Raw genomic sequence first — 20,966 nt, forward strand, 5'->3', positions numbered from 1 at the left:
GGCAACTGGATACATACTGATGTTATTTGATTTGCTTGAATAGCTATATTGATTAGAACGGAAATTACCACTCGTTATTATGGCAAGTAAGTTAATCAGCGTTAGAGAATACACTGTTAGAGCGCATCAAAGAGAAATTCACACTCGTGTTTTTAACTTTATTTGTAAGCAGTGTAACGAGACGACAAACCGCGAGACTTATGGCCCAAGGCCTTTATATTGCGAACGTTGTCGTCCTCCCCAACCGCCAAAGAGACAGCAGCTAAAGCCAGCTGCAAAAGCGAAACCAAGACCAATGACTTACAAAAGCAACACTGATTTGGATTGATTAAGGTTTTATGACTTTTAAGGGACAATTGGAACCACCTCCTGAAACTTTCCTCACACCTCTGTTGGAATTAAGAGACTACTATGCGGGGATGGTAGAAGAGTACGAACGCTTATATACACAGGCGCGATCGCATCTCGATCATGTAGAAGCTTTGTTATCTACCTGGTCACCATCACAAGAAAACCACATCGCCAAACTAGAAGCGGCTGATCTTACGCCTTCTCTTCTCCCTGCACAGAAATTTTCACCCAATGGTATTTCTGAGTCTGATCACCATTTAGAAGAGTCTACTGCTTCGGAACTTCTAGACTCAGACAATGTAGAGGTAGATAATTCATCAGCCACTACTACCGATACTAACGAGTATCAATCTGCTAGTCCACAACCAGAAATAGCACCTGTACCTCCGCCTAAAGAGCAAACATCCAAGGTACAAGACTATCCGATGCTACCGGAGTATCAAAACTCAGTGAATCGGATTGAAGCTATTAGAAAGCTCTTGCAAAAACATCGCGGTACAGTGTGCCATATTGATTTCATTGTGCGATCGCTATATGGAGAGTTAGAGCCTACTGTCTTCAAAGTAGTTAAAGGTAGAGTTCAATCTTCGTTGACACAAGGTAAAGGTAGTAGTTGGGTGGCAATTCCTGATGAACCTGGTTGTTATACCCTAGACTTAAGTCTACTCAGCTCAAGTAAAAGTGGTAATTCTACCAAAACTCTCACATCGAAAAAGAAGAAACCTCTGATACTTCCCAAAAACAAAGTCGTACCCATGCTCACACAATATGAGGGTCAATTTTTAATTGATGCTCTTACCTCTTTGTTAGAGGAAAATGCTGGGAGAATTATGACAGTTGCGGAAGTCATCAATGGACTTTATGGAGAAATAGATGCTGAAGACTTGAGAGAGGTTAAAAGTAAGGTTCTCAATGAATTATCACGAGGCTATCGTACAGGAAGGTTCGCCAGAGTCCCTGACACAGTCGGATTATATACCTGGGATAACAGTTTGATTCCCAAGAAAAAATCAAGCTAAAAGAGGGAACAGGGATGAAGGCATACTTGTCGGTTAAGGGGAAAAGGTTAAGGGGAAAGGGGCAAAAAAAGACCTTTAACCCTTACCCTTTCTCCTGCAAAGACGCTACGCGTAGCTTGCTTAAGCGCAGGGGTACACCTTTTCCCCCAACCAAATTAAGAGTTGACAATCCTTAACCGAGCAGTATTGGGGATGAAGGGAAATAGAAGATAGGGGAAAGAGAACAGAATTGGAGACTTAATTTTGAATCTCTCCCTCATCTCCCTCATCCTCCTCATCCCCCTCATCTCTCTCATCTCCCTCATCCCTTCCTCCACTACTCAATCCTGGCACGCAATGCCGGAGCGCGGAATAGGGCTTGGAATCCTGCTTTTCTTTCTGCGGCTGTTTCTGGGGCATATTCCCAAAGACTTTCATAATAAAAGAAGGCTACACCTAAGCCACGTTCTTGAGCCGCTCTTACTTGAGCCTTAATTTGCTGTATGGGAACTGGGTTATTTCGTAATCCTGCCATAATCCCCACACCAGTAGGAATTACTTTTTGTGCTTGTTGGATTTCAGCGCGGGAAATATTAGTAACAAAGCTTTGAAGATTTGGACGATAAATTTGCACAATTAGCTCATCGACAATATTCAACTTAATCCAATTGAGCCAGTCTTGGAGTTGAAATTTATAAGCAAAGTCGTAGTAGTTGGGCGATACAGAGAAAATCGAGCGAGGCTTTTGCGCTTTGACAGCTTGGTTAAGTTTGACCATGAAGGCTGTAATTTTATCTGCGCGCCAACGTACCCAATCTTGATCTTCAGCGTTACGAGGAGGGCTTTTCTTGGTTTCTTGAGTGTACAACGCCACTGTATATGGATCGTAGCCAAATTCGTGGGGCAAACTCATGTGATCGTCAAACTGAATGCCATCAGCATCGTATTGGGTGACGTTTTCTAGCACTAGGCTAGTAATAAACTGCTGCACTTCTGGATGGAACGGATTGAGCCACATCACCTCTCCAGCCGCACTGATGGAAGTTTGACTCCCATCTCGCTTGCGTGTGAACCAATTGGGATGCTCCATCACCAATTCTGATGTTGGTGGAGCCATAAATCCAAACTCAAACCAAGGAATTACCAACAGACCTTGACGATGGGCTTGGTTGATTAAGTCTGCTAAAATATCATGCCCATCTGAGCCTCGTAAAACAAAGGGTTGAATCCCAGTACGCTTGGCCACAGCGCTGGGATACATGACATAGCCAGAATTCCAGATGACAGGATAGATAGTGTTAAAGTTGAGTCGCCGTAGTTGACTCACAGCCTCCAGCACCTTGGGGCGTTCTTTAAGGATGTCCATATCGTTGTTCGTCATCCACACTCCGCGAATTTCCTCACGGGGTAACTGCGAAATCTGAGCGATCGCAGGGGTAAAATTATCAACAACGAATACCGTCAGGCAAGATATTAAGGCAACTATCAAGTAAAGATACTTGCGTAATCTTTGGGGAAAAGTCGCCGCGCGTCTTTGTCGCCAACTTTGAACAGCAAACATTGATTTCAAAATTGATTTCATCGGTTTTATTGATGCGTTAGCTACACACACGCGCCATAGCAGGCTTTTTTTTAGTAATCTACTCGCCATATAGTCTACAAGCATTTATGCTTACTAGAAAATTGGTTCAACGGTAGTTAGGCATTCCCTGTGCTGGACAAACTTGGCATCAGCGCCACTAAAGCAGACTCAGCAATTTAACTAAAATTATTGACGCAGCTAATTGTCATTGGTGCCCAATTTAGCAGAATTTATCAGCATAATAACTGGAATCTCCTTGTCAAAAATCCACTTAAGTGGTAAGGAGACAACCCAGAAAATACTGAGAAATTTTGATTTCTGTTTAGATCATTTCACAAAACAGGGACACTTTTTACTGATGGTACATTGCGATCGCAATTGTGTGCCCTTTTCTCTAACTTCAATTAGTTTTTCTAATCTTTCTTGATGTAGAGTTCTTTATATGATAAGTCAGCGTTGATGCTTTTGCTCTACAACAGTTGACTTAATAAGCTTTAATCGCACTTACTTAAATTTTGTATAGAACTTATATTTGATTATTACCAAGCTAGGTATACTCTCAATACTGCTCGGTTAAAAATTGTCAACTCGGAATTGGGTTTAGGGAAAAGGTGAAAGGGTAAGGGTTAAAGGTTTTTTCTTGCCCCTTTTCCCCTTACCCTTTTGCCCTTAACCGACAAGTATTGGGTATACTCTAATCGATCTTCCCTATTTCATTCGCCCTGTACTTAACTATGCAAGTAATATCTGCGAATTAAATCTTATTAATATCTATTAGCGTATCTCGATTCTTGCAGAAAATTTATACATCTCTGCCCTCAGCTAGAAGCCCCAGGGATTGCCCTTAACTATTATTAGAAAGGAAATGTACCTCTAAATAGCAGTTGTTACAACTATCTTTGTTGAGGAGAGAAATACATGAGGTCGTGACCTAATTAAAGTTCTGGGATTCATCTATGCATGAGCTAGTTCAGGCTGCTTTAAATAGTGACGATAAAAGTGCGCTGCATCAGTTAATTCTTAATCTGAGTTCTACAGGTAAGCGTTACTTTCTCAGGAACGAAATTTTACAAGCTTTTGCTGACTATTGCCAACAATTCCAAAAGCCTACATATTTTTATCATTCTTCTTCTATAGGTCAATTAATTCATTATTGTCATGAAATTATTTTGGAAGATGACAGTATTTGGTTTGTTGTCCGACCGAGAATTGCTAGTCAGGAAGTTTGGCGATTAACATCTGATTTGGCTCAATTTGAGCTAATGACTTCCCAGGACTTGCTAGGCGTAAGAGACCGTCTAGTAAATCGCTACCAAACTCACATTTTAGATATAGATTTGCACCCTTTTTATGCAAATTCTCCCACGATTAGCGATCCCAGAAATATTGGTCAAGGTCTAGCGTTTCTCAACCGTTATTTGTGCAGCCAAGTATTAATAGACCCGCAATACTGTTTAGATGTACTGTTTAAAGTATTACATCGGCTGAACTATGATGGTATTGGCTTGCTAATTAACGATCGCATCCAATCGGGTAATCATCTAGCCCAACAAATGCAGCAAGTCCTGAAATTCCTCAGCCAGCAACACCCTGATGCGCCTTACGAAAAATTTCGCGTTGATTTGCAAGAACTAGGTTTTGAACCAGGCTGGGGTAATACTGTCTCCCGAGTGAGAGAAACTCTAGAACTATTCCAAAGACTGATTGAAAACCCACAACCTGCAATTTTAGAAGCATTTGTGGCGAGGATTCCGGCTGTGTTTCGTGTAGTTCTGATTTCTATACATGGTTGGGTGAGTCAAGAAGGTGCTTTAGGTAGAGATGAAACCCTCGGTCAAGTCGCCTATGTTTTAGAACAAGCGCGCAGCCTAGAAAACAAGCTGTGGGAAGAAATCAAACTTGCTGGTCTTGATGTGATAGGAATTAAACCGCAAGTAGTTATTCTCACTCGCCTAATTCCTAACTGTGAAGGGACATTTTGTAATCTCCGCCGGGAAAAAATTGAAGAGACAGAAAATGCTTGGATTTTGCGCGTACCTTTCCGAGAATTTAATCCCGAAGTTACAAATAACTGGATTTCTAAATATGAAATTTGGCCTTATTTAGAAACATTTGCCCAAGATGCAGAACAAGAAATATTAGCTGAATTCCAAGGTAGTAAACCACATCTTTTAATTGGTAACTATACAGATGGGAATTTAGTTGCTTTTCTGCTATCGCAAAAGCTGAAAGTTACCCATTGCCATATTGCCCATTCGTTAGAAAAGCCAAAACGTCTCTTCAGTAATCTATATTGGCAAAATCTTGAAGAACAATATCATCTTTCAGTGCAGTATAGTGCTGATTTGATTAACATGAACGCGTCCGACTTCATTGTTACTTCTTCTTATCAAGAAATTGTCGGTACGCCAGAAAGCATGGGACAGTATGAATCATATAAATGTTTCACAATGCCGGAACTTTATCATGTGATTGATGGTATTGATTTATTCAGTCCTAAATTTAATGTTGTACCACCAGGGGTAAACGAAAGTATTTTCTTTCCCTACAGCGAAGTAGAGAAAAGAGATGAGAATCTCCGTAAACATCTCAAGGAATTACTTTTTTATCAAGAAGATGATCAAATTCTCGGTCATTTAGAAAACCCTGATAAGCGACCAATTTTAACTTTAGCGCCAATTATATCTATTAAAAATCTCGCGGGTTTGGCTGAATGCTTTGGTAAAAGTCAGGCTTTGCAAGACCATTGCAACTTATTTATTTTAACAGGCAAATTGCATCCATCAGAAGCTTCTAACCCAGAAGAAGCCGAAGAAATTCAAAAACTCCATGAGATTATCAACCAATACAATCTGCACGGTCATATTCGTTGGTTGGGAATGCGTCTACCTGGACGTGATATTAGCGAAGCTTATCGAGTCATAGCTGATAAAAAGGGAATTTATGTCCATTTTGCCAGCTTTGAAGCTTTTGGTAGAAGCATTTTAGAAGCAATGATTTCTGGTTTACCAACTTTCGCCACCCAATTTGGCGGTGCTTTAGAAATTATTGATGAACGAGAACATAAATTTACGCTTAATCCTACAGATTTAGAAGGGTCAGCCAATAAAATTGTAGAATTCTGCCATCAATGTGATACTAATTCTGAAAATTGGGAGGAAACTTCCAATTGGATGATCAGACGAGTTCGCAGTAAATATAACTGGACTATACATACTAATCAGTTACTTTTGCTAGCGAAAATTTATAGTTTCTGGAACTTTGTCGCACCAGAAAATACCGAAGCTAGGGTTCGCTATATGGAAACATTATTCCATCTAGTTTATAAACCAAGAGCAGATAAAATTTTGGAAAATCATACAAGGCGATAGTTAAGGATGATGAGGGAGACAAGAGGATAAGGAGAAATACCCATTACCAATTACCAATTACCAAACCCCAACTGCCAAATTGAACTAATTCAAGACATTTACGATGGATATAACAGGTAATTATCACGATTTTATTTATAAAGACTGGATTTTAATTGAAACCCAGTTTAACCCCGATCAATTACACGCCAGAGAAACCATTTTCACAATCGGTAATGGTTATTTGGGGACACGCGGTAGCTTTGAAGAAGGGTATATGCGTGCATTACCGGCTACTTTTATCCACGGTGTTTATGATGAGGTTCCGGTTGTCTATACAGAACTTGTCAACTGTCCTGATTGGCTACCATTGGCAATCACGATCAATGGCGATCGCTTCCGTATGGATCAAGGCGAAATATTACAATACGAACGTCAGCTTGATGTGCGTCGGGGTTTAATTAGCCGTTCTGTGCGTTGGCGTAGTCCTACCGGAAGTACGGTAGACTTGCAATTTGAGCGTTTCGCTAGTATGGCAGATGAGCATATTTTAGGGCAACGCTGCCAAATAACGCCCCTAGATTTTGATGGTTTAATTGAAATTCAAGCTAGCATCAACGGTTATCCCGAAAACCCTGGTTTTAATCATTGGGAATGGTTAGATCAAGGTAAAACTGACCAAGGTGTGTGGTTACATCGCCGTACTCGTAACTCATGTATTGATATTGGGATGGCGACCCGGTTGCAAATTTTTGGCGCTGAGACAACTTTACAGGTGAACAGTGCGCCTGGTTATCCTACCTTGAGTGCGTCATTTTCAGCGACAGCTAATCAAACAGTAACAGCAGAAAAGATTGTTACGGTTTTTACTTCACGGGATATAGAAGCGCCATACAAAGCCGCACGGGAAAAACTCGCTGTTCTTCCTAACTATGTAACCCTCCTCCAAGCCCAAGAACAAGCATGGAATGAGTTATGGGAAAAAAGCGATATTGCCATTGAAGGCGATATTACAGCCGCTTTTGCTGTCCGCTACAACCTATTTCAGCTATTAATTGCAGCCAGACGAAATGATGATCAGGTAAGTATCCCCGCCAAAACCCTTTCAGGTTTCGGTTATCACGGTCACGTCTTCTGGGATACAGAAATTTTTATACTACCATTTTTTATATATACTCAACCCGAACTCGCCCGGAATCTTCTCAGCTACCGCTACCATACTTTAAAAGGCGCACGACGCAAAGCCGCCCATGATGGTTATAAAGGGGCGATGTTTGCCTGGGAAAGTGCAGATACGGGAGATGAAGTCACACCCCGCTGGGCATTACCTAACGATCCTTACGGCGAAGACGTGCGGATTTGGTGCCGCGATCGCGAAATTCATATTAGTGCAGATATCGTCTATGCTGTATGGTACTACTGGCAAGCCACTGGTGATGATGAGTGGATGCGAGACTGTGGCGCAGAAATTGTGTTAGATACGGCGATATTCTGGGGTAGCCGGGTGGAATTTAACCCCAAATACGAACGTTATGAGATTCGCGGTGTCATTGGTGCAGACGAATATCACGAATTTGTCCATAACAATACCTTCACCAACCGCATGGTGCAATGGCATCTGGAAAAGGCAATTATCATCGATGATTGGCTGCGCGCCAACTTCCCAGAACAAGCCAAGGAACTAGAAGAAAAATTGCATTTGGGTAGTAAACAGCGATCGCGCTGGCAAGATATCATCGCTAATATCTGGATTCTCTGTTATCCAGACACGGGGTTAATTGAACAGTACGAGGGATTTTTTCAATTAGAAGATATTGACTTGAGTAAGTACGAACCCCGCACCCGTTCCATGCAAGCTATCTTGGGTATTGATGGTGCAAATAAGCGGCAAGTACTCAAGCAACCAGATGTTTTAATGTTGCTGTATTTGATGCGGCAATCAGCAGAATCGCCCTACAATCAAAAAACATTGCAGATTAACTGGGACTACTATGCACCCCGTACAGATATTACCTATGGTTCTTCCCTCGGCCCAGCCATTCATGGCATCTTAGCCTCAGATTTAGGGAAATCAGCCTTAGCTTACGAACGCTTCATGCAAGCCGCAATGGTAGATTTGCAAGATGTGCGGGGCAATACTAACGACGGAATTCACGGCGCGAGTGCTGGCGGTGTTTGGCAAGCAGTAATTTTTGGCTTTGGTGGCATTCAAATGCGCGAAAATGGACCAGTAGCCCAGCCGCACTTACCCCCAGGTTGGACGCGTTTGAAATTCAAATTGCATTGGCGTGGTAAGTGGCACGATTTTGATTTGCAGCCAGGATTAGGGACTATGGAAAAATCCAATTCTCCCGATATTCGGGGAGTAATTTTTGATTTAGATGGTGTTCTCACAGATACCGCAGAATATCATTATCGCGCTTGGCAAAGGTTAGCAGATGAAGAAGGTATACCCTTTAATCGCCAAGCTAACGAAGCATTGCGTGGTGTCTCGCGGCGGGAATCTCTGATGCTGATTATTGGTGATAGACCGTATTCAGAAGAGCAAATTCAAGAGATGATGGCACGTAAGAACCGCTATTATGTGGAATCTATTGAGAATATTTCACCTGCCGATTTATTACCAGGTGCGATCGCACTTCTTGATGAACTACGACAAGCGGGGATTAAAATAGCCATTGGTTCCGCTAGCAAAAATGCCCAAACCGTTGTCGATAAACTGGGCATTGCTGATAAAGTAGATGCGATCGCAGATGGTTATAGTGTCGAAAAACCCAAGCCAGCACCGGACTTATTTCTCTTCGCCGCCAAACTGCTAGGACTCCCGCCAGCACAATGTGTAGTTGTCGAAGATGCAGCCGCAGGTGTAGAAGCCGCTTTAGCTGGGGGAATGTGGGCTGTAGGACTCGGCCCTGTTGAACGAGTTGGTGCTGCTAATGTCGTGCTGCCAGATTTAAAATGCATTAAATGGGCAGATATCAAAGGTAAATTAATAATTCGTAATTAGGAATTACGAATTACAAATGTGATTGTGTCAATGGTTCTGTCCATTGTCTACCCTTTTCGTGGGGCGATCGCAGCCATTGGTAAGCCACAACATTTAGTAGTAAACCCACACCCAATAAAAGCGCCATCAAAGCAATTTGATACCAAAAAATTGGTGTTACAAATAAGTCAACAATCAGATGCAGTAAATTCATCACGCTGTAAAATATAGTCAATCCAAAATGAATCACTCTATAGCGTTTAGAATCAGCAAAAGCAGTCGCAATAATTGCTAACATCGGTAACACAAAAAAGCCCAACATTAACCACATAATCCCTGAAATTTCATTCATCGATGTGGCTTTTTGCGATTCCGCAACCGATAAACTGTGGAACAAAGGCATTAAACCGAGTTGAGTGTGAAACAGTGTTCCTAATAAAAATACTGTCCACAACGCGATAATTTTTTCTCGATAATTAATAGCCATTTTTACCTCACATTTTTTACTCTTGAAAATATTTCAATAAAAAAGCGAGTTTGGCTTAGATAAAAAAGCCAAGAATTGTAGAGACGCGATTCATCGCGTCTTTAGTCAAAGTTCTCATCCCCTTCAAAGCTTATACCCAATTTGCCGTAAAAATCCCTGACGGATTTTGACATCTTCAGCTGTTTCTAAACCCTTGGGCGAAAAACCATCAACGACACCCAGAATACCTCTACCTTGCTCGGTTTCAGCTACAATTACCTCTACTGGATTTGCTGTAGCACAGAAAATTGAGCAAACTTCTGGACACTGCTTAATAGCATTGAGAAAATTAATTGGATAAGCTTCTTTAAGTAAAATTATAAAACTATGGCCTGCACCAATAGCGAGAGCATTTTTAATTGCTGTGTCTTCTAAAGTGCGATCGTTTCCTGTAGTTCTGAGTAAACATGGCCCGGAAGCTTCACAAAAAGCAATACCAAACTTTACCTGTGAAGATATATTGACCATAATCTCATATAAGTCTTCCACTGTTTTAATAAAGTGGCTTTGTCCCAATATCAGGTTACAGCCTTCAGGAATTTGCATTTCAACCGCTTTGAGTTCCATTTTCTTGTTGTCCTCATAGCTTTGAACTCAAATATACCAATTCTCCTTTGAATGCAATAAATAGGTAAGCATAAATAAACATAACTATATTAAAAAGGGAACAGGGCAAAGTGAAACGGAAAAAACCTTACCCTTTAACCTTTCCCCCTTCCCCCTTCCCCTGCACAATATTGTGACTCTGATAACTAATTCCTCATTAGACCCGTCCTAAATATAATCTAGGCACAAAAAAGTGGTAGAAATTAAAATTGAAAGTCTACTACTCGGATTTAAAATGTGTATGTCTTCGATTATATCCAAAAATACCCATCGAGAACAAAACAGATTTTGGGCATTAGTCACGAACAGTTTCAAGGGTTACTTCAATCAGCTTTAAAAGAACATCTTCAAATCCAGAGGGTTAATCATGTGTGGTACGTTATGGCTCTTACTTAAGCAAAAGTTGCTGCCCAGATCCCCAACTTTTTTAAAAAGTCGGGGATCTAAATCTCGCTACAGTCAGCGATATTCAAAGGATATATATAGCAGTAACTACAAGATAAAATTGTTGAGCTTGCTGCTATTAATCACTGAATTTTTCAATTAATCTCTATAAACAATTAACCAGCCATTATCTGCCTTGATCGACAGTTATCACTTACCTTCTGCGTAAATGTGGTAATATTTAACAATGATTTAACAATAGAAAATACGTAACACAACTACATACAAACGAATCAATTAATCACCTGTTATTCATATAACTTATCTCTACAAAACTTGACTGCCTGTTAAACTGTGAATGCAAGCAGATAAGGGAGATACTGCGTGATGCCACGTAAAAGTAAAAGATTAGCAACATCAGAATGAATCAAGTACTGCAGCTTCAGAGAATTAGCTATATAGTCGATAAATGACCAACTTTTGTTAATTTGTGAATTTATTAAGGTTTTTATAATTTGTATTTCTTTATTCTCTGCCCGTGGCAACTGGTGTATTGCGAGCATTCCTTCCCAACATCTGCAATTAAATTTCCACATCTAAGTAGGGTGCAAACTTCAGTAAATGTTTAACATTTATTGATACTCTACTTTTGATGCTCCGGTAAAATAGAGGAGAATCTGAATGGTATCCGAATTCCAAGCACAAAGTATTAATGTAAATAGCTTAAAAGAAGCAGCTATTCACGTTTGTAGTCAAATTCAGCCTCATGGTGTCCTCTTGGTATTGGGGGAACCGGAACTGAACATATTACAAGTTAGTAGTAATACTTGGAGTGTTTTCGGCATATTGCCCGAAGATGTATTGCAAAAAAAACTCGAAGATTTACTCGACCCCTTCCAAATCGAAAGAATTAAAGCCGGTATATTAGAAGGTAACCTGGATTATATTAACCCGACGAAGATTTGGGTGAGAAAGAAAGGTGATGACTACGTAGTATTTGATGCGGTATTTCATCGCAATCCAGAAGGAATGTTGATTCTAGAATTAGAACCAGCTATTTCTCAAGAAAATATTCCCTTTTTAAGCTTTTACCACCTAGCAAGAGCATCTATTAACCAGTTAGAAAAAACCACAAACCTGCGCGATTTCTGTCAAATTATCGTCCAAGAAGTCCGCAAAGTGACTGGTTTTGATCGGGTAATGCTCTATAAATTTGATGATGATGGGCATGGCTCAGTCATAGCTGAAGAAAAGCTAGACAGCATGGAACCTTATTTAGGTTTACATTACCCAGAATCAGATATTCCTAAACCAGCAAGAAAGCTATTTGCTTCTAATTTCATCAGATTAATCCCCGATGCTCACGCAGAACCAGTACAAATTCTGCCGATTAATCATCCGCAAAGTCAACAACCAATTGATTTAACTAACTCAATTTTGAGAAATGCGGCGAATTGCCATTTAGAGTATTTACACAACATGGGTGTAGGTGCTTCTTTAACTATTTCCTTGATTAAAGATGGCAAACTTTGGGGATTAATTGCTTGTCATCACCAAACACCGAAATATGTTTCCTATGAATTGCGGAAAGCCTGCGAATTCTTAGGTAGAGTCATATTTACAGAAATTTCCACCAGAGAAGAAACAGAAGATTACGACTATCGGATGAATTTGGCATATATTCAAACAGTGTTAATTGAATATATGTCTCAGGAAGAAAACTTCATTGATGGGTTAGTAAAACATCAGCCGAATTTGCTGAATTTAACTAGCGCTCAAGGTGCGGCTGTTTGTTTTGGCGATCGCTGTACAGTAATTGGACAAACTCCCAAAGAAGAAGACCTCAACTTTTTACTGCAATGGCTGAAGAATAACGTCCGTGAGGAAGTATTCTACACAGATTCCCTACCCCGGATTTATCCAGATGCCGAAAAATTTAAAAATGTCGCTAGTGGTTTATTAGCGATTCCCATATCTAAGCGCAACTATGTTTTATGGTTTCGACCGGAAGTGATTCAAACAGTCAATTGGGGTGGTAATCCCAATGAAGCGTTTGAAGTCAACCAAACAGAAGGAAATCTGCGCCTAGTTCCGCGTAAATCCTTTGAATTGTGGAAAGAAACCGTTCAGTTAACATCTTTACGCTGGAAAGCTGTTGAAATCAAAGCTGCACTAGAATTACGCAAAGCCATTATCAATATTGTGCTGCGTCAAGCCGATGAACTAGCACAGTTAGCACACGACTTAGAACGCTCGAACGCAGAATTGAAAAAGTTTGCTTATGTCGCCTCCCATGATTTACAAGAACCGTTAAATCAAGTAGCAAACTATGTACAGCTATTAGAGATGCGCTACGAAAACAAACTTGACGAAGACGCGAAGGAATTTATTAACTTCGCCGTTGAGGGAGTTAGCTTGATGCAAACCCTGATTGATGACGTACTTGCATATTCCAAGGTAGATATGCAAGCGATCGCATTTGGGTTAACTGAGGTAGAAACGCCACTCAATCGCAGCCTTAGTAATTTGCGCGGGCGCATTCATGAAACTGGGGCTATGATTACCCATGACCCCTTACCCACTGTGATGGCTGATAGTACACAATTAATGCAGCTATTTCAAAACCTCATCGCCAATGCAATCAAATTCCGCAGCGAACAACCACCAAAAATTCACATCGGAGCCGAAAGGTTAGAAGATGAGTGGTTATTCTCCGTCCAAGATAACGGTATTGGCTTAGAACCAAGATTTAGCGATCGCATTTTCGTCATCTTTCAGCGCCTACACACCAGAGAAGAGTATCCCGGTACAGGTATGGGCCTAGCCATCTGTAAGAAAATTATCGAATGCCATCGGGGACGAATTTGGGTAGAGTCACAACTGGGCGAAGGTGCTACCTTCTACTTTACGATTCCAGTCGGAGGCCGCGAGCGTGAGCGTAGAAACGGAAGACAAACACAAAAAGATCTTTTTGGTCGAGGATAACAAAGCTGATATCCGCTTAATCCAAGAAGCACTCAAAAACAGCACCGTACCACACGAGGTAGTGACGGTCAGAGATGGTATGGAAGCGATGGCTTATTTACGCCAAGAAGGTGAATATGCTAACGCCTCACGTCCTGACCTCATCCTCTTGGATTTGAACTTGCCCAAAAAAGATGGTCGTGAAGTCTTGGCTGAAATTAAAAGCGACCCCACACTCAAGCGCATTCCTGTAGTCGTGCTCACCACCTCCAGAAACGAGGATGATATTTTTCATAGCTACGACTTACACGTCAATTGCTACATTACCAAATCTCGCAACCTGAGCCAGCTGTTTCAAATAGTCAAAGGTATTGAGGAATTTTGGCTTTCTACGGCGACATTACCGTCGGAGTAGGGGTTGGGGATTGGGTAATGGGTAATGGGTAATGGGTAATGGGTAATGGGTAATGGGTAACTCGGGGCCCACAACCTCAGCAAGTAGGGTTATTTGGGATTTGGCATTTGGGATTGGGAATAATGAGGGAGATGAGAGAAACTAGCTAATAAACTTTGACCTTTGACCCTTGACCCTTGACCTTTGACCCTTGACCCTTGACCCTTAACAAATCAGGAGGTGACACCAAAAAATGACGGCGACAGGCTCCGTAAAAATCTTGTTGATTGAGGACAACTTGGCAGAAGCGAGATTGTTACAAGAGTTTCTCAAGCAAGCCCAATCTAAATATTTTAGTGTTGTTCATGTTCAGCGCTTACAAGATGGAGTTAAGGAATTAAGTAGGGATCAGTTATTTGGTGCTTACGATGTCATTTTGTTGGATCTCACTTTACCTGATAGTGAGGGATTATCATCCTTACCAACGTTAATTAACTGTTTGCCCAGTATCCCGATTGTGGTATTAACAAATACCAATGACGACAAGCTGGCAATTGAAGCCGTGCGTCAAGGCGCACAAGATTATCTAGTCAAGCGTCAAGTGAATGTAGATTTGTTAGTGCGCTCCATACATTATGCGATCGAGCGTAAACAAGTTTTGGAATCATTACGCACCACCAATCAAACATTAGAACACTGCGTTGAAGAACGTACCGCCGAACTGGTAAGAGCCAAAGAAATTAACCAGTTCAAATCGGAATTTGTCTCGATGCTTTCCCATGACATCCGCAATCCTCTGAACACGATTCTCCTAGCCGCAGGATTGCTGCAAGACAACGATAATAAATTATCCACAGAAAAAAAACACTCTCACTTCCAAATGATTCGCGCTGCGATTAAAAACATGGCGCAGCTTTTGGATGAAGTTTCATTAATTGGTCAAGCTGATTCAGGCAGATTACAATGCGATTTAGTCTGCCTGAATTTAGAAGCTTTCTGCCGTCAACTAGTTGATGAAGTTCAACTTGCTAGCGCGGAAAAACAGATTACTATAGTTTTTCACAGTGCTGGAAAATTAGAAGATGCACTCTGGGATGAGAGTCTACTGCGCCATATCTTAGGCAATTTAATTACTAATGCAATTAAATATTCACCACCAGGTAGCACAGTCAATTTTGACCTCATTGGGCAACATCATGCGATCGCGTTTCGGATTCAAGATTATGGTATTGGCATTCCCGAATTAGACCAACAACGCTTGTTTCAGCCTTTTCAACGGGCTGAAAATGTAGGCTCGATTCCGGGTACAGGCTTAGGTTTAGCGATTGTGAAAAAATGTGTTGATGCACATGGAGGCGAGATTTTCGTCGATAGCAAAGTTGGCAGTGGTAGCACCTTTACTGTCATACTGCCATTGCTGAACTTGTAATAGCAATTCGTAATTCGTAATTCGTAATTTGGAATTACGCGTGATGTGAATTAAAACTTTTCCCTTTCCCATCAGGATTTCAAGGCTGCTTAAAAAATCCTGGTTTGGGAACTATCGACGAAATTACGAGGGTTTCAGGACTCAATTGACATTAGGCGTTAATTAGAAATTTGTATGACTTTAGCTTTTCTACCTAGTGTGACTTAACTAGATATATTACGATCAGCATCAAAATACATTTATTTTTCCAGGTATTGGAAGCTGACGTTCATGAGCCGAGAGCAGTTATTGCAACGAATTCTGCTAATCGATGCTAACCCAGTTGAGCGCGCTCTCACAATCCAAGCACTAACTCAAGACTTACCAGGGCTTCAGATTGAAGAAATTGTGAATGCTGATGAGTTAGCACAGGCGATCGCAGAGCGTAATTTTGATTTGGCGATCGCTGATTATCAGTTACCGTGGACAAACGGACTGGATGTTTTGCAGACTCTCAAAGCTTATAGCAGCAATTGTCCTGTAATTATGTTTACAAATGCTGGTAGCGAGGAAATTGCTGTTGCAGCGATGAAAGCAGGGTTGGATGATTATCTGATCAAGTCACCCGCAAATTTCAGCCGGTTGGCGCAAGCAGTTATGAGTGTTTGGGAGAAAACTCAAACTCAGTTGCTAGCAAATCAAGCTTTACAAACTAGCGAACGTCGCTTAAATACTTTGATTAGCAACTTACCTGGTTATGTGTACCGGGTGGCTAACGATCGCAATTACACTCCTGAATTTATCAGTGAAAGTGTATTTAATATTACTGGTTATTCTCAGAAAGAATACTTAATAGAACGCACAATTTCTTGTGGGCAGGAAATTCATCCCGAAGACCGAGATCGCATTTGGGAAATGGTTCAGCAAGCAGTTGCACTCCAGCAACCCTATGAGTGTGAGTTTCGGATTATTACGAAATCGGGAGTTGAGAAATGGGTTTGGGAACGAGGACGAGGTATATTTTCCGACAGTGGTGAACTCCTCTGTTTAGAGGGCTTTGTTACTGATATTACCGCTCGCAAAGCCATCAAAACAGCACTGCAAGAGTCACGACAGCTATACCAAAATTTGGTAGAACATTCTCCTGATATTATTGAACGCTTCGATACCCAGCTGCGCCATCTTTACACTAGTCCAGTCCTGACAGAACTCACAGGAATTCCAGCAAAAGTGTTTTTAGGTAAAACCTGCCGCGAATTGGGATTCCCAGAGACAATGGTTAATGCTTGGGAAACTGCTGCCCAAGCACTACTACAAACCGGGCAAAAGCAGATCATTGAATTTGAAACTCCAACAATCAATGGAGTACGTTCCTTTGAAATGGTAATCGCGCCCGAGCTGACTCGTGACAACCTGATTGAGTCCATATTATGTATTTCACGAGATGTTACCGAGCGCAAAGCCGCTCAAATTGCTTTACAACTTCAGGCGCAGCAAGAGCAAACTTTAAATCGAGTAGTCCAAAGAATTCGTAGTTCTCTAGATTTATCGACAATTTTCTCAACCACAATAGCGGAAGTAACTCAATTATTGGGGCTTCAGAGAACTACTATTGTGCAGTATTTCCCAGAACGTCGATGTTGGCAAGTGCTGGCGGCTCATCGCCAAGATGCATCACTAACAGATACAACAGGGTTAGAAATTCCCGATCAAGACAACCCCTATGCTGCACAACTCAAACAACTCCAGGTAGTGCAGGTAGATACATTAGATAGCATTCAAGATCCAATTAACTTAGAAATTTCTCAGTTTGCTCCTCCTGCCTGGTTGTTAACGCCCATCGTTGTTAACGGTAAAATTTGGGGCAGCTTATCGATATCTAAGCCTGCCGCAGAAGCGCCTTGGAAACCACAGGAGATAGAAATCACTACTAAAATAGCAGATCAGCTAGCGATCGCCATTCAGCAAGCACAACTCTATCAACAAGCACAGCAAGAACTGCGCGATCGCCAGCGCGCGGAAGCTGCATTACAACAACTCAACCAAGAGCTAGAACAGCGAGTTCAAGAACGGACTGAGAAACTGCAAATAGCGCTTTCTGCTGCCAAAATGGGCACTTGGGACTGGGATATAGAGACAAACCTGGTTCACTGGTCGCCTGAAGAATATAAACTATTTGGCTTTCAAACCGATGCTGCAGGACGTGTCCTCGATGAGAACGGAGCAGAAATTAGTCCTCATCCCTCCTTCGAGTTGTTCTTGAGTTGTGTTCATCCTGATGATCGTGATTATGTGGTGCAAGAAGTCCGGCACGCTTTAAAACAAGGTTCTTCCTATGACATAGAGTATCGCCTGATCTGGCGAGATGGCAGTATTCATTGGTTGTATGCCAGAGGCGCTTGTGTGCTGGACAAACAGGGAGAACCTGTGCGGCTGATGGGAATTGCTATGGATATCACCAATCGCAAACAAGCAGAAGCCGCTTTGCGACGCAGCGAAAGGTGGTTGCAGAACTTTAGCCAAAAAATTTCTGTAGTGGTTTACACTATGGTTCAAGAAACCAATGGGCAGATTTGGTTTGAATATATTAGCCCAGCCTGTAAATCCATCTTTGAGGTGACAGCAGAGCAAGCAATGCAAGATGCTTCCTTTTTACTCAAGCTGATTCATCCAGATGATCTACCGCCTCGCGCTGTCTTAATGGCCCGTTGCATCCAGAACTTAGAACCTTTTTTCATGGAATATCGCATCATTACTCCCTCTGGAAAACTCAAATGGGTGCAAGTAAATTCGCAAGTGGAACCACGGGAGAATGGAGCTTTTGCTTGGCATGGAGTTTTACTAGATGTGAGCGATCGCAAACAGGCAGAAACAGCTATCAGACAGCAAGCCAAGCAGGAAAAAGCACTGCGACTGGTTACCCATGAAATTCGCCAGTCTCTAGATTTGGATGCCATTCTCACTACTGCTGTCAATGAAGTACGACATACATTGCAAGCCGATCGAGCGGCGGTTTATCGTTTTAATGCCGATTGGAGTGGCAACTTTATTGTCGAATCAGTTGCCCCCGGTTGGATAAAGTTGGTGAAACCCAACTTCAAAAAACTTTGGGAAGATACTTATTTGCAAGAAACTGAAGGAGGACGCTACAAAAACTACGAAACCTTTGCGGTTACAGATATTTACACAGTTGGACATCAAGAATGTCATATTGCGCTGCTAGAAGAATTTCAAGCTAGAGCCTATGCGATCGCGCCGATTTTTTTTGGAGAAAATCTTTGGGGTTTGTTGGCAGTTTATCAAAATTCGGCTCCTCGCTCTTGGCAAGCTTGGGAGATAGATTTGTTACAACAAATAGCCAACCAATTGGCGATCGCCATTCAGCAGTCTGAACTTTACAAGCAACTGCAAACCGAACTGCAAGAACGCCGACAAATTGAACAACAAATCCGAGCATCCCTCAAAGAAAAAGAAGTTTTATTGCGGGAGGTGTATCACCGAGTTAAGAATAATATGCAAATGGTTTCTAGTCTATTAAGTCTGCAAGCCAGTAGTATTGATGACCCTGCTGTACTGAAATTACTCACCGAAAGCCAGCGTCGAGTCAAAACAATGGCACTCGTCCACGAACGTCTCTACCGTTCTGAAAACCTCGCCCGGATTAACTTCGCAACTTATGTCGAACACCTTGTCAGTGATTTAGTACGTTCTTATACTTCCAACAAATCGGCTATCCGTTTTGTTATTGAGGTGAGCGAACTGGAACTAGACCTAGATACGGCTGTTCCCTGCGGATTAATCATTAATGAGCTAGTCTCAAATGCTTTAAAATACGCTTTCCCCAACCAAAAAGGTGAAATAGCACTGCAATTTTGGTTGCATACTCCTGAGTATTATTGTCTAGTTGTCAAAGATAATGGAATTGGGATACCTGCCGATATTGATCCACAGTGTACTACTTCATTGGGAATGCAACTTATACAAGGTTTAGTAGAGCAACTTGGAGGTACACTGCAACTATCTAGACAAGGAGGCAGTCAATTTAAGATTCTCTTGAAAAAAAGGTTGTAATATGATATGGCACAACAATCTTCTAAACCCAGTATCTTGATTGTTGAAGATGAATGGGTGATTGCTTTAGACATCAAACAGCATTTGAAAAAGTTAGGCTACAACGTCTCTGGAACTGCTAATTCTGCCGAAAAAGCTTTGGAACTGGTTGCAGATCACAAACCAGATTTAGTGTTGATGGATATTTATCTGCAAGGTGACAAAAGCGGAATTGAAGCAGCAGATCAAATTCGCCAACAATTTCAGATACCTGTCGTGTTTCTCACTGCCCATGCTGATGAGTCAACTTTAACAGAAGCGATCGCCACCCATCCCTACGGCTATATCGTTAAACCTTTTGAAGAACAGGATCTAATTATTGCGATTCAGGTAGCTTTGGCTAACCATATTGCCGAACAAGCCATTCGACAAGCACTACAAAAAGAAAAACGGCTAAATGAGCTGAAATCTCAATTCGTCTCCATTGTTTCCCATGAATTTCGCAATCCCTTAAGTTCCATACTCTTAACCCTAGAACTCTTAGAACAGCCAGACATACTCAATTCCCAAAAACGACAAGCTCATATCGAACGGGGGAAAGCAGCTATCCAGCACATGGCGCAATTGATTACAGATGTGTTGGTTCTCGGCCAAGTAGAACAAGAGCAGTTTCACTATCAACCAACACCAATTAATATTTACCAGTTTTGCTCTTTCTTGGTAGAGGATTTACAATCCCGTGCTCAAAATACAGATAGATTTATTTACAACGTTTCGGGATGTGACGAACCAGAAAATCTTTTTTATGAACTCGATCCCAACTTATTGCAACATATCCTGAACAACTTGCTAGAAAATGCTCTAAAATACTCTCCCAATGGCACCCCAGTCACATTTAACTTACACTGCGAGCCAGATTACATTCAATTTCAAGTTCAAGACCAAGGAATTGGGCTAACAGAAAAAGATTTAGAAAAGCTATTTACACCATTTCATCGCGGAATTAACGTCAATAAAATTCCCGGCACAGGATTAGGGTTATCAATTGCGAAAAAGTGTGTTGATGCACATGGTGGGCAAATATTAGTTGATAGCACTGTTGGAGTCGGCACAACCTTTACTGTTACTCTACCCTCTTTAAAACTGGAAAACTCCAACTCTAACCTCTACCAGCCCAACCATGATTAACCTTCACAAATTCATAATTTTTGTGTAAGCAAAAGTTAGTTTGACATCAACAATAGTTAAAAAAAGCAATAAATTCACCAAGTCGTTTAAGTAAAACTTATAGCAATTTGTAACATTATCGCTACAGATTTAGGTTGGGTTGAGCAAAGCGAAACCCAACACTATACCAAATTTAGATA

At 41.4% G+C, this 20,966-nt stretch carries 12 protein-coding genes; 9 read left to right on the forward strand and 3 right to left on the reverse strand.

Going from position 1 to position 20,966, the window contains the following annotated elements; genetic code table 11:
- Positions 1–79: 79 nt before the first annotated feature.
- Positions 80–328, forward strand: a complete 249-nt coding sequence (locus AACU25_RS32210; RefSeq protein WP_045869430.1) for a hypothetical protein — start codon at positions 80–82, stop codon at positions 326–328.
- Positions 329–338: 10 nt separating this feature from the next.
- On the forward strand, positions 339–1,370 hold the full coding sequence (locus AACU25_RS32215) for a hypothetical protein (protein WP_096582675.1): 1,032 nt from the start codon (positions 339–341) through the stop codon (positions 1,368–1,370).
- A gap of 316 nt (positions 1,371–1,686) precedes the next feature.
- On the opposite strand, the gene AACU25_RS32220 is transcribed toward AACU25_RS32215, so the two are convergent.
- Positions 1,687–3,000: a family 10 glycosylhydrolase gene (locus AACU25_RS32220; protein WP_096582677.1), complete on the reverse strand. Its 1,314-nt coding sequence runs from the start codon at positions 2,998–3,000 to the stop codon at positions 1,687–1,689.
- A gap of 887 nt (positions 3,001–3,887) precedes the next feature.
- Here AACU25_RS32220 and AACU25_RS32225 point away from each other — a divergent pair.
- Both AACU25_RS32225 and pgmB read left to right on the forward strand, forming a co-directional pair.
- Complete coding sequence (locus AACU25_RS32225) at positions 3,888–6,302, forward strand: sucrose synthase (protein WP_096582679.1); 2,415 nt, start codon at positions 3,888–3,890, stop codon at positions 6,300–6,302.
- Positions 6,303–6,405: 103 nt separating this feature from the next.
- Positions 6,406–9,288 carry a beta-phosphoglucomutase gene (pgmB, locus tag AACU25_RS32230; protein WP_096582681.1) on the forward strand — a complete coding sequence of 961 codons (2,883 nt, stop codon included), beginning with the start codon at positions 6,406–6,408 and terminating at the stop codon, positions 9,286–9,288.
- Between the two features lie 10 nt (positions 9,289–9,298).
- Here the strand turns inward: pgmB and AACU25_RS32235 are convergent, their stop codons facing one another.
- Positions 9,299–9,754 carry a hypothetical protein gene (locus tag AACU25_RS32235; RefSeq protein ID WP_096582683.1) on the reverse strand — a complete coding sequence of 152 codons (456 nt, stop codon included), beginning with the start codon at positions 9,752–9,754 and terminating at the stop codon, positions 9,299–9,301.
- A 123-nt stretch (positions 9,755–9,877) separates the two neighbouring features.
- The gene (locus tag AACU25_RS32240) at positions 9,878–10,360 is read right to left on the reverse strand and encodes an adenosine-specific kinase (RefSeq protein WP_096582686.1); all 483 of its coding nucleotides are present in this window, start codon (positions 10,358–10,360) and stop codon (positions 9,878–9,880) included.
- A 1,104-nt stretch (positions 10,361–11,464) separates the two neighbouring features.
- On the opposite strand from AACU25_RS32240, the gene AACU25_RS32245 reads away from it, so the two are divergent.
- The 5 genes from AACU25_RS32245 to AACU25_RS32265 all read left to right on the forward strand — a co-directional run bounded on the left by AACU25_RS32245 (position 11,465) and on the right by AACU25_RS32265 (position 20,787).
- A complete protein-coding gene (locus AACU25_RS32245) occupies positions 11,465–13,768 on the forward strand; it encodes a sensor histidine kinase (RefSeq protein WP_096582690.1) in 2,304 nt (767 codons plus the stop codon).
- The gene (locus tag AACU25_RS32250; protein ID WP_045869951.1) at positions 13,716–14,162 is read left to right on the forward strand and encodes a response regulator; all 447 of its coding nucleotides are present in this window, start codon (positions 13,716–13,718) and stop codon (positions 14,160–14,162) included. Before AACU25_RS32245 ends, AACU25_RS32250 begins: the two co-directional genes overlap by 53 nt.
- A gap of 232 nt (positions 14,163–14,394) precedes the next feature.
- Positions 14,395–15,570 (forward strand): hybrid sensor histidine kinase/response regulator, encoded by a 1,176-nt coding sequence (locus AACU25_RS32255; RefSeq protein ID WP_096582692.1) that lies wholly within the window; start codon positions 14,395–14,397, stop codon positions 15,568–15,570.
- 270 nt (positions 15,571–15,840) lie between these two features.
- Positions 15,841–19,620: a PAS domain-containing protein gene (locus tag AACU25_RS32260; RefSeq protein WP_096582694.1), complete on the forward strand. Its 3,780-nt coding sequence runs from the start codon at positions 15,841–15,843 to the stop codon at positions 19,618–19,620.
- Between the two features lie 6 nt (positions 19,621–19,626).
- Positions 19,627–20,787, forward strand: coding sequence for a hybrid sensor histidine kinase/response regulator (locus tag AACU25_RS32265; RefSeq protein ID WP_096582696.1), 1,161 nt, complete (start codon positions 19,627–19,629; stop codon positions 20,785–20,787).
- The last annotated feature ends 179 nt before the right edge of the window (positions 20,788–20,966 follow it).

It is taken from the genome of Tolypothrix tenuis PCC 7101 (assembly GCF_963874875.1).
In the GTDB taxonomy this organism is placed as follows: domain Bacteria; phylum Cyanobacteriota; class Cyanobacteriia; order Cyanobacteriales; family Nostocaceae; genus Aulosira; species Aulosira tenue.

Bases quoted from the DNA above. Each gene is read 5' to 3' on its own strand.
- AACU25_RS32210 (WP_045869430.1), top strand. From the start codon at position 80: ATGGCAAGTAAGTTAATCAGCGTTAGAGAATACACTGTTAGAGCGCAT.
- AACU25_RS32215 (WP_096582675.1), top strand. From the start codon at position 339: ATGACTTTTAAGGGACAATTGGAACCACCTCCTGAAACTTTCCTCACA.
- AACU25_RS32220 (WP_096582677.1), bottom strand. From the start codon at position 3,000: ATGGCGAGTAGATTACTAAAAAAAAGCCTGCTATGGCGCGTGTGTGTA.
- AACU25_RS32225 (WP_096582679.1), top strand. From the start codon at position 3,888: ATGCATGAGCTAGTTCAGGCTGCTTTAAATAGTGACGATAAAAGTGCG.
- pgmB (WP_096582681.1), top strand. From the start codon at position 6,406: ATGGATATAACAGGTAATTATCACGATTTTATTTATAAAGACTGGATT.
- AACU25_RS32235 (WP_096582683.1), bottom strand. From the start codon at position 9,754: ATGGCTATTAATTATCGAGAAAAAATTATCGCGTTGTGGACAGTATTT.
- AACU25_RS32240 (WP_096582686.1), bottom strand. From the start codon at position 10,360: ATGGAACTCAAAGCGGTTGAAATGCAAATTCCTGAAGGCTGTAACCTG.
- AACU25_RS32245 (WP_096582690.1), top strand. From the start codon at position 11,465: ATGGTATCCGAATTCCAAGCACAAAGTATTAATGTAAATAGCTTAAAA.
- AACU25_RS32255 (WP_096582692.1), top strand. From the start codon at position 14,395: ATGACGGCGACAGGCTCCGTAAAAATCTTGTTGATTGAGGACAACTTG.
- AACU25_RS32260 (WP_096582694.1), top strand. From the start codon at position 15,841: ATGAGCCGAGAGCAGTTATTGCAACGAATTCTGCTAATCGATGCTAAC.
- AACU25_RS32265 (WP_096582696.1), top strand. From the start codon at position 19,627: ATGGCACAACAATCTTCTAAACCCAGTATCTTGATTGTTGAAGATGAA.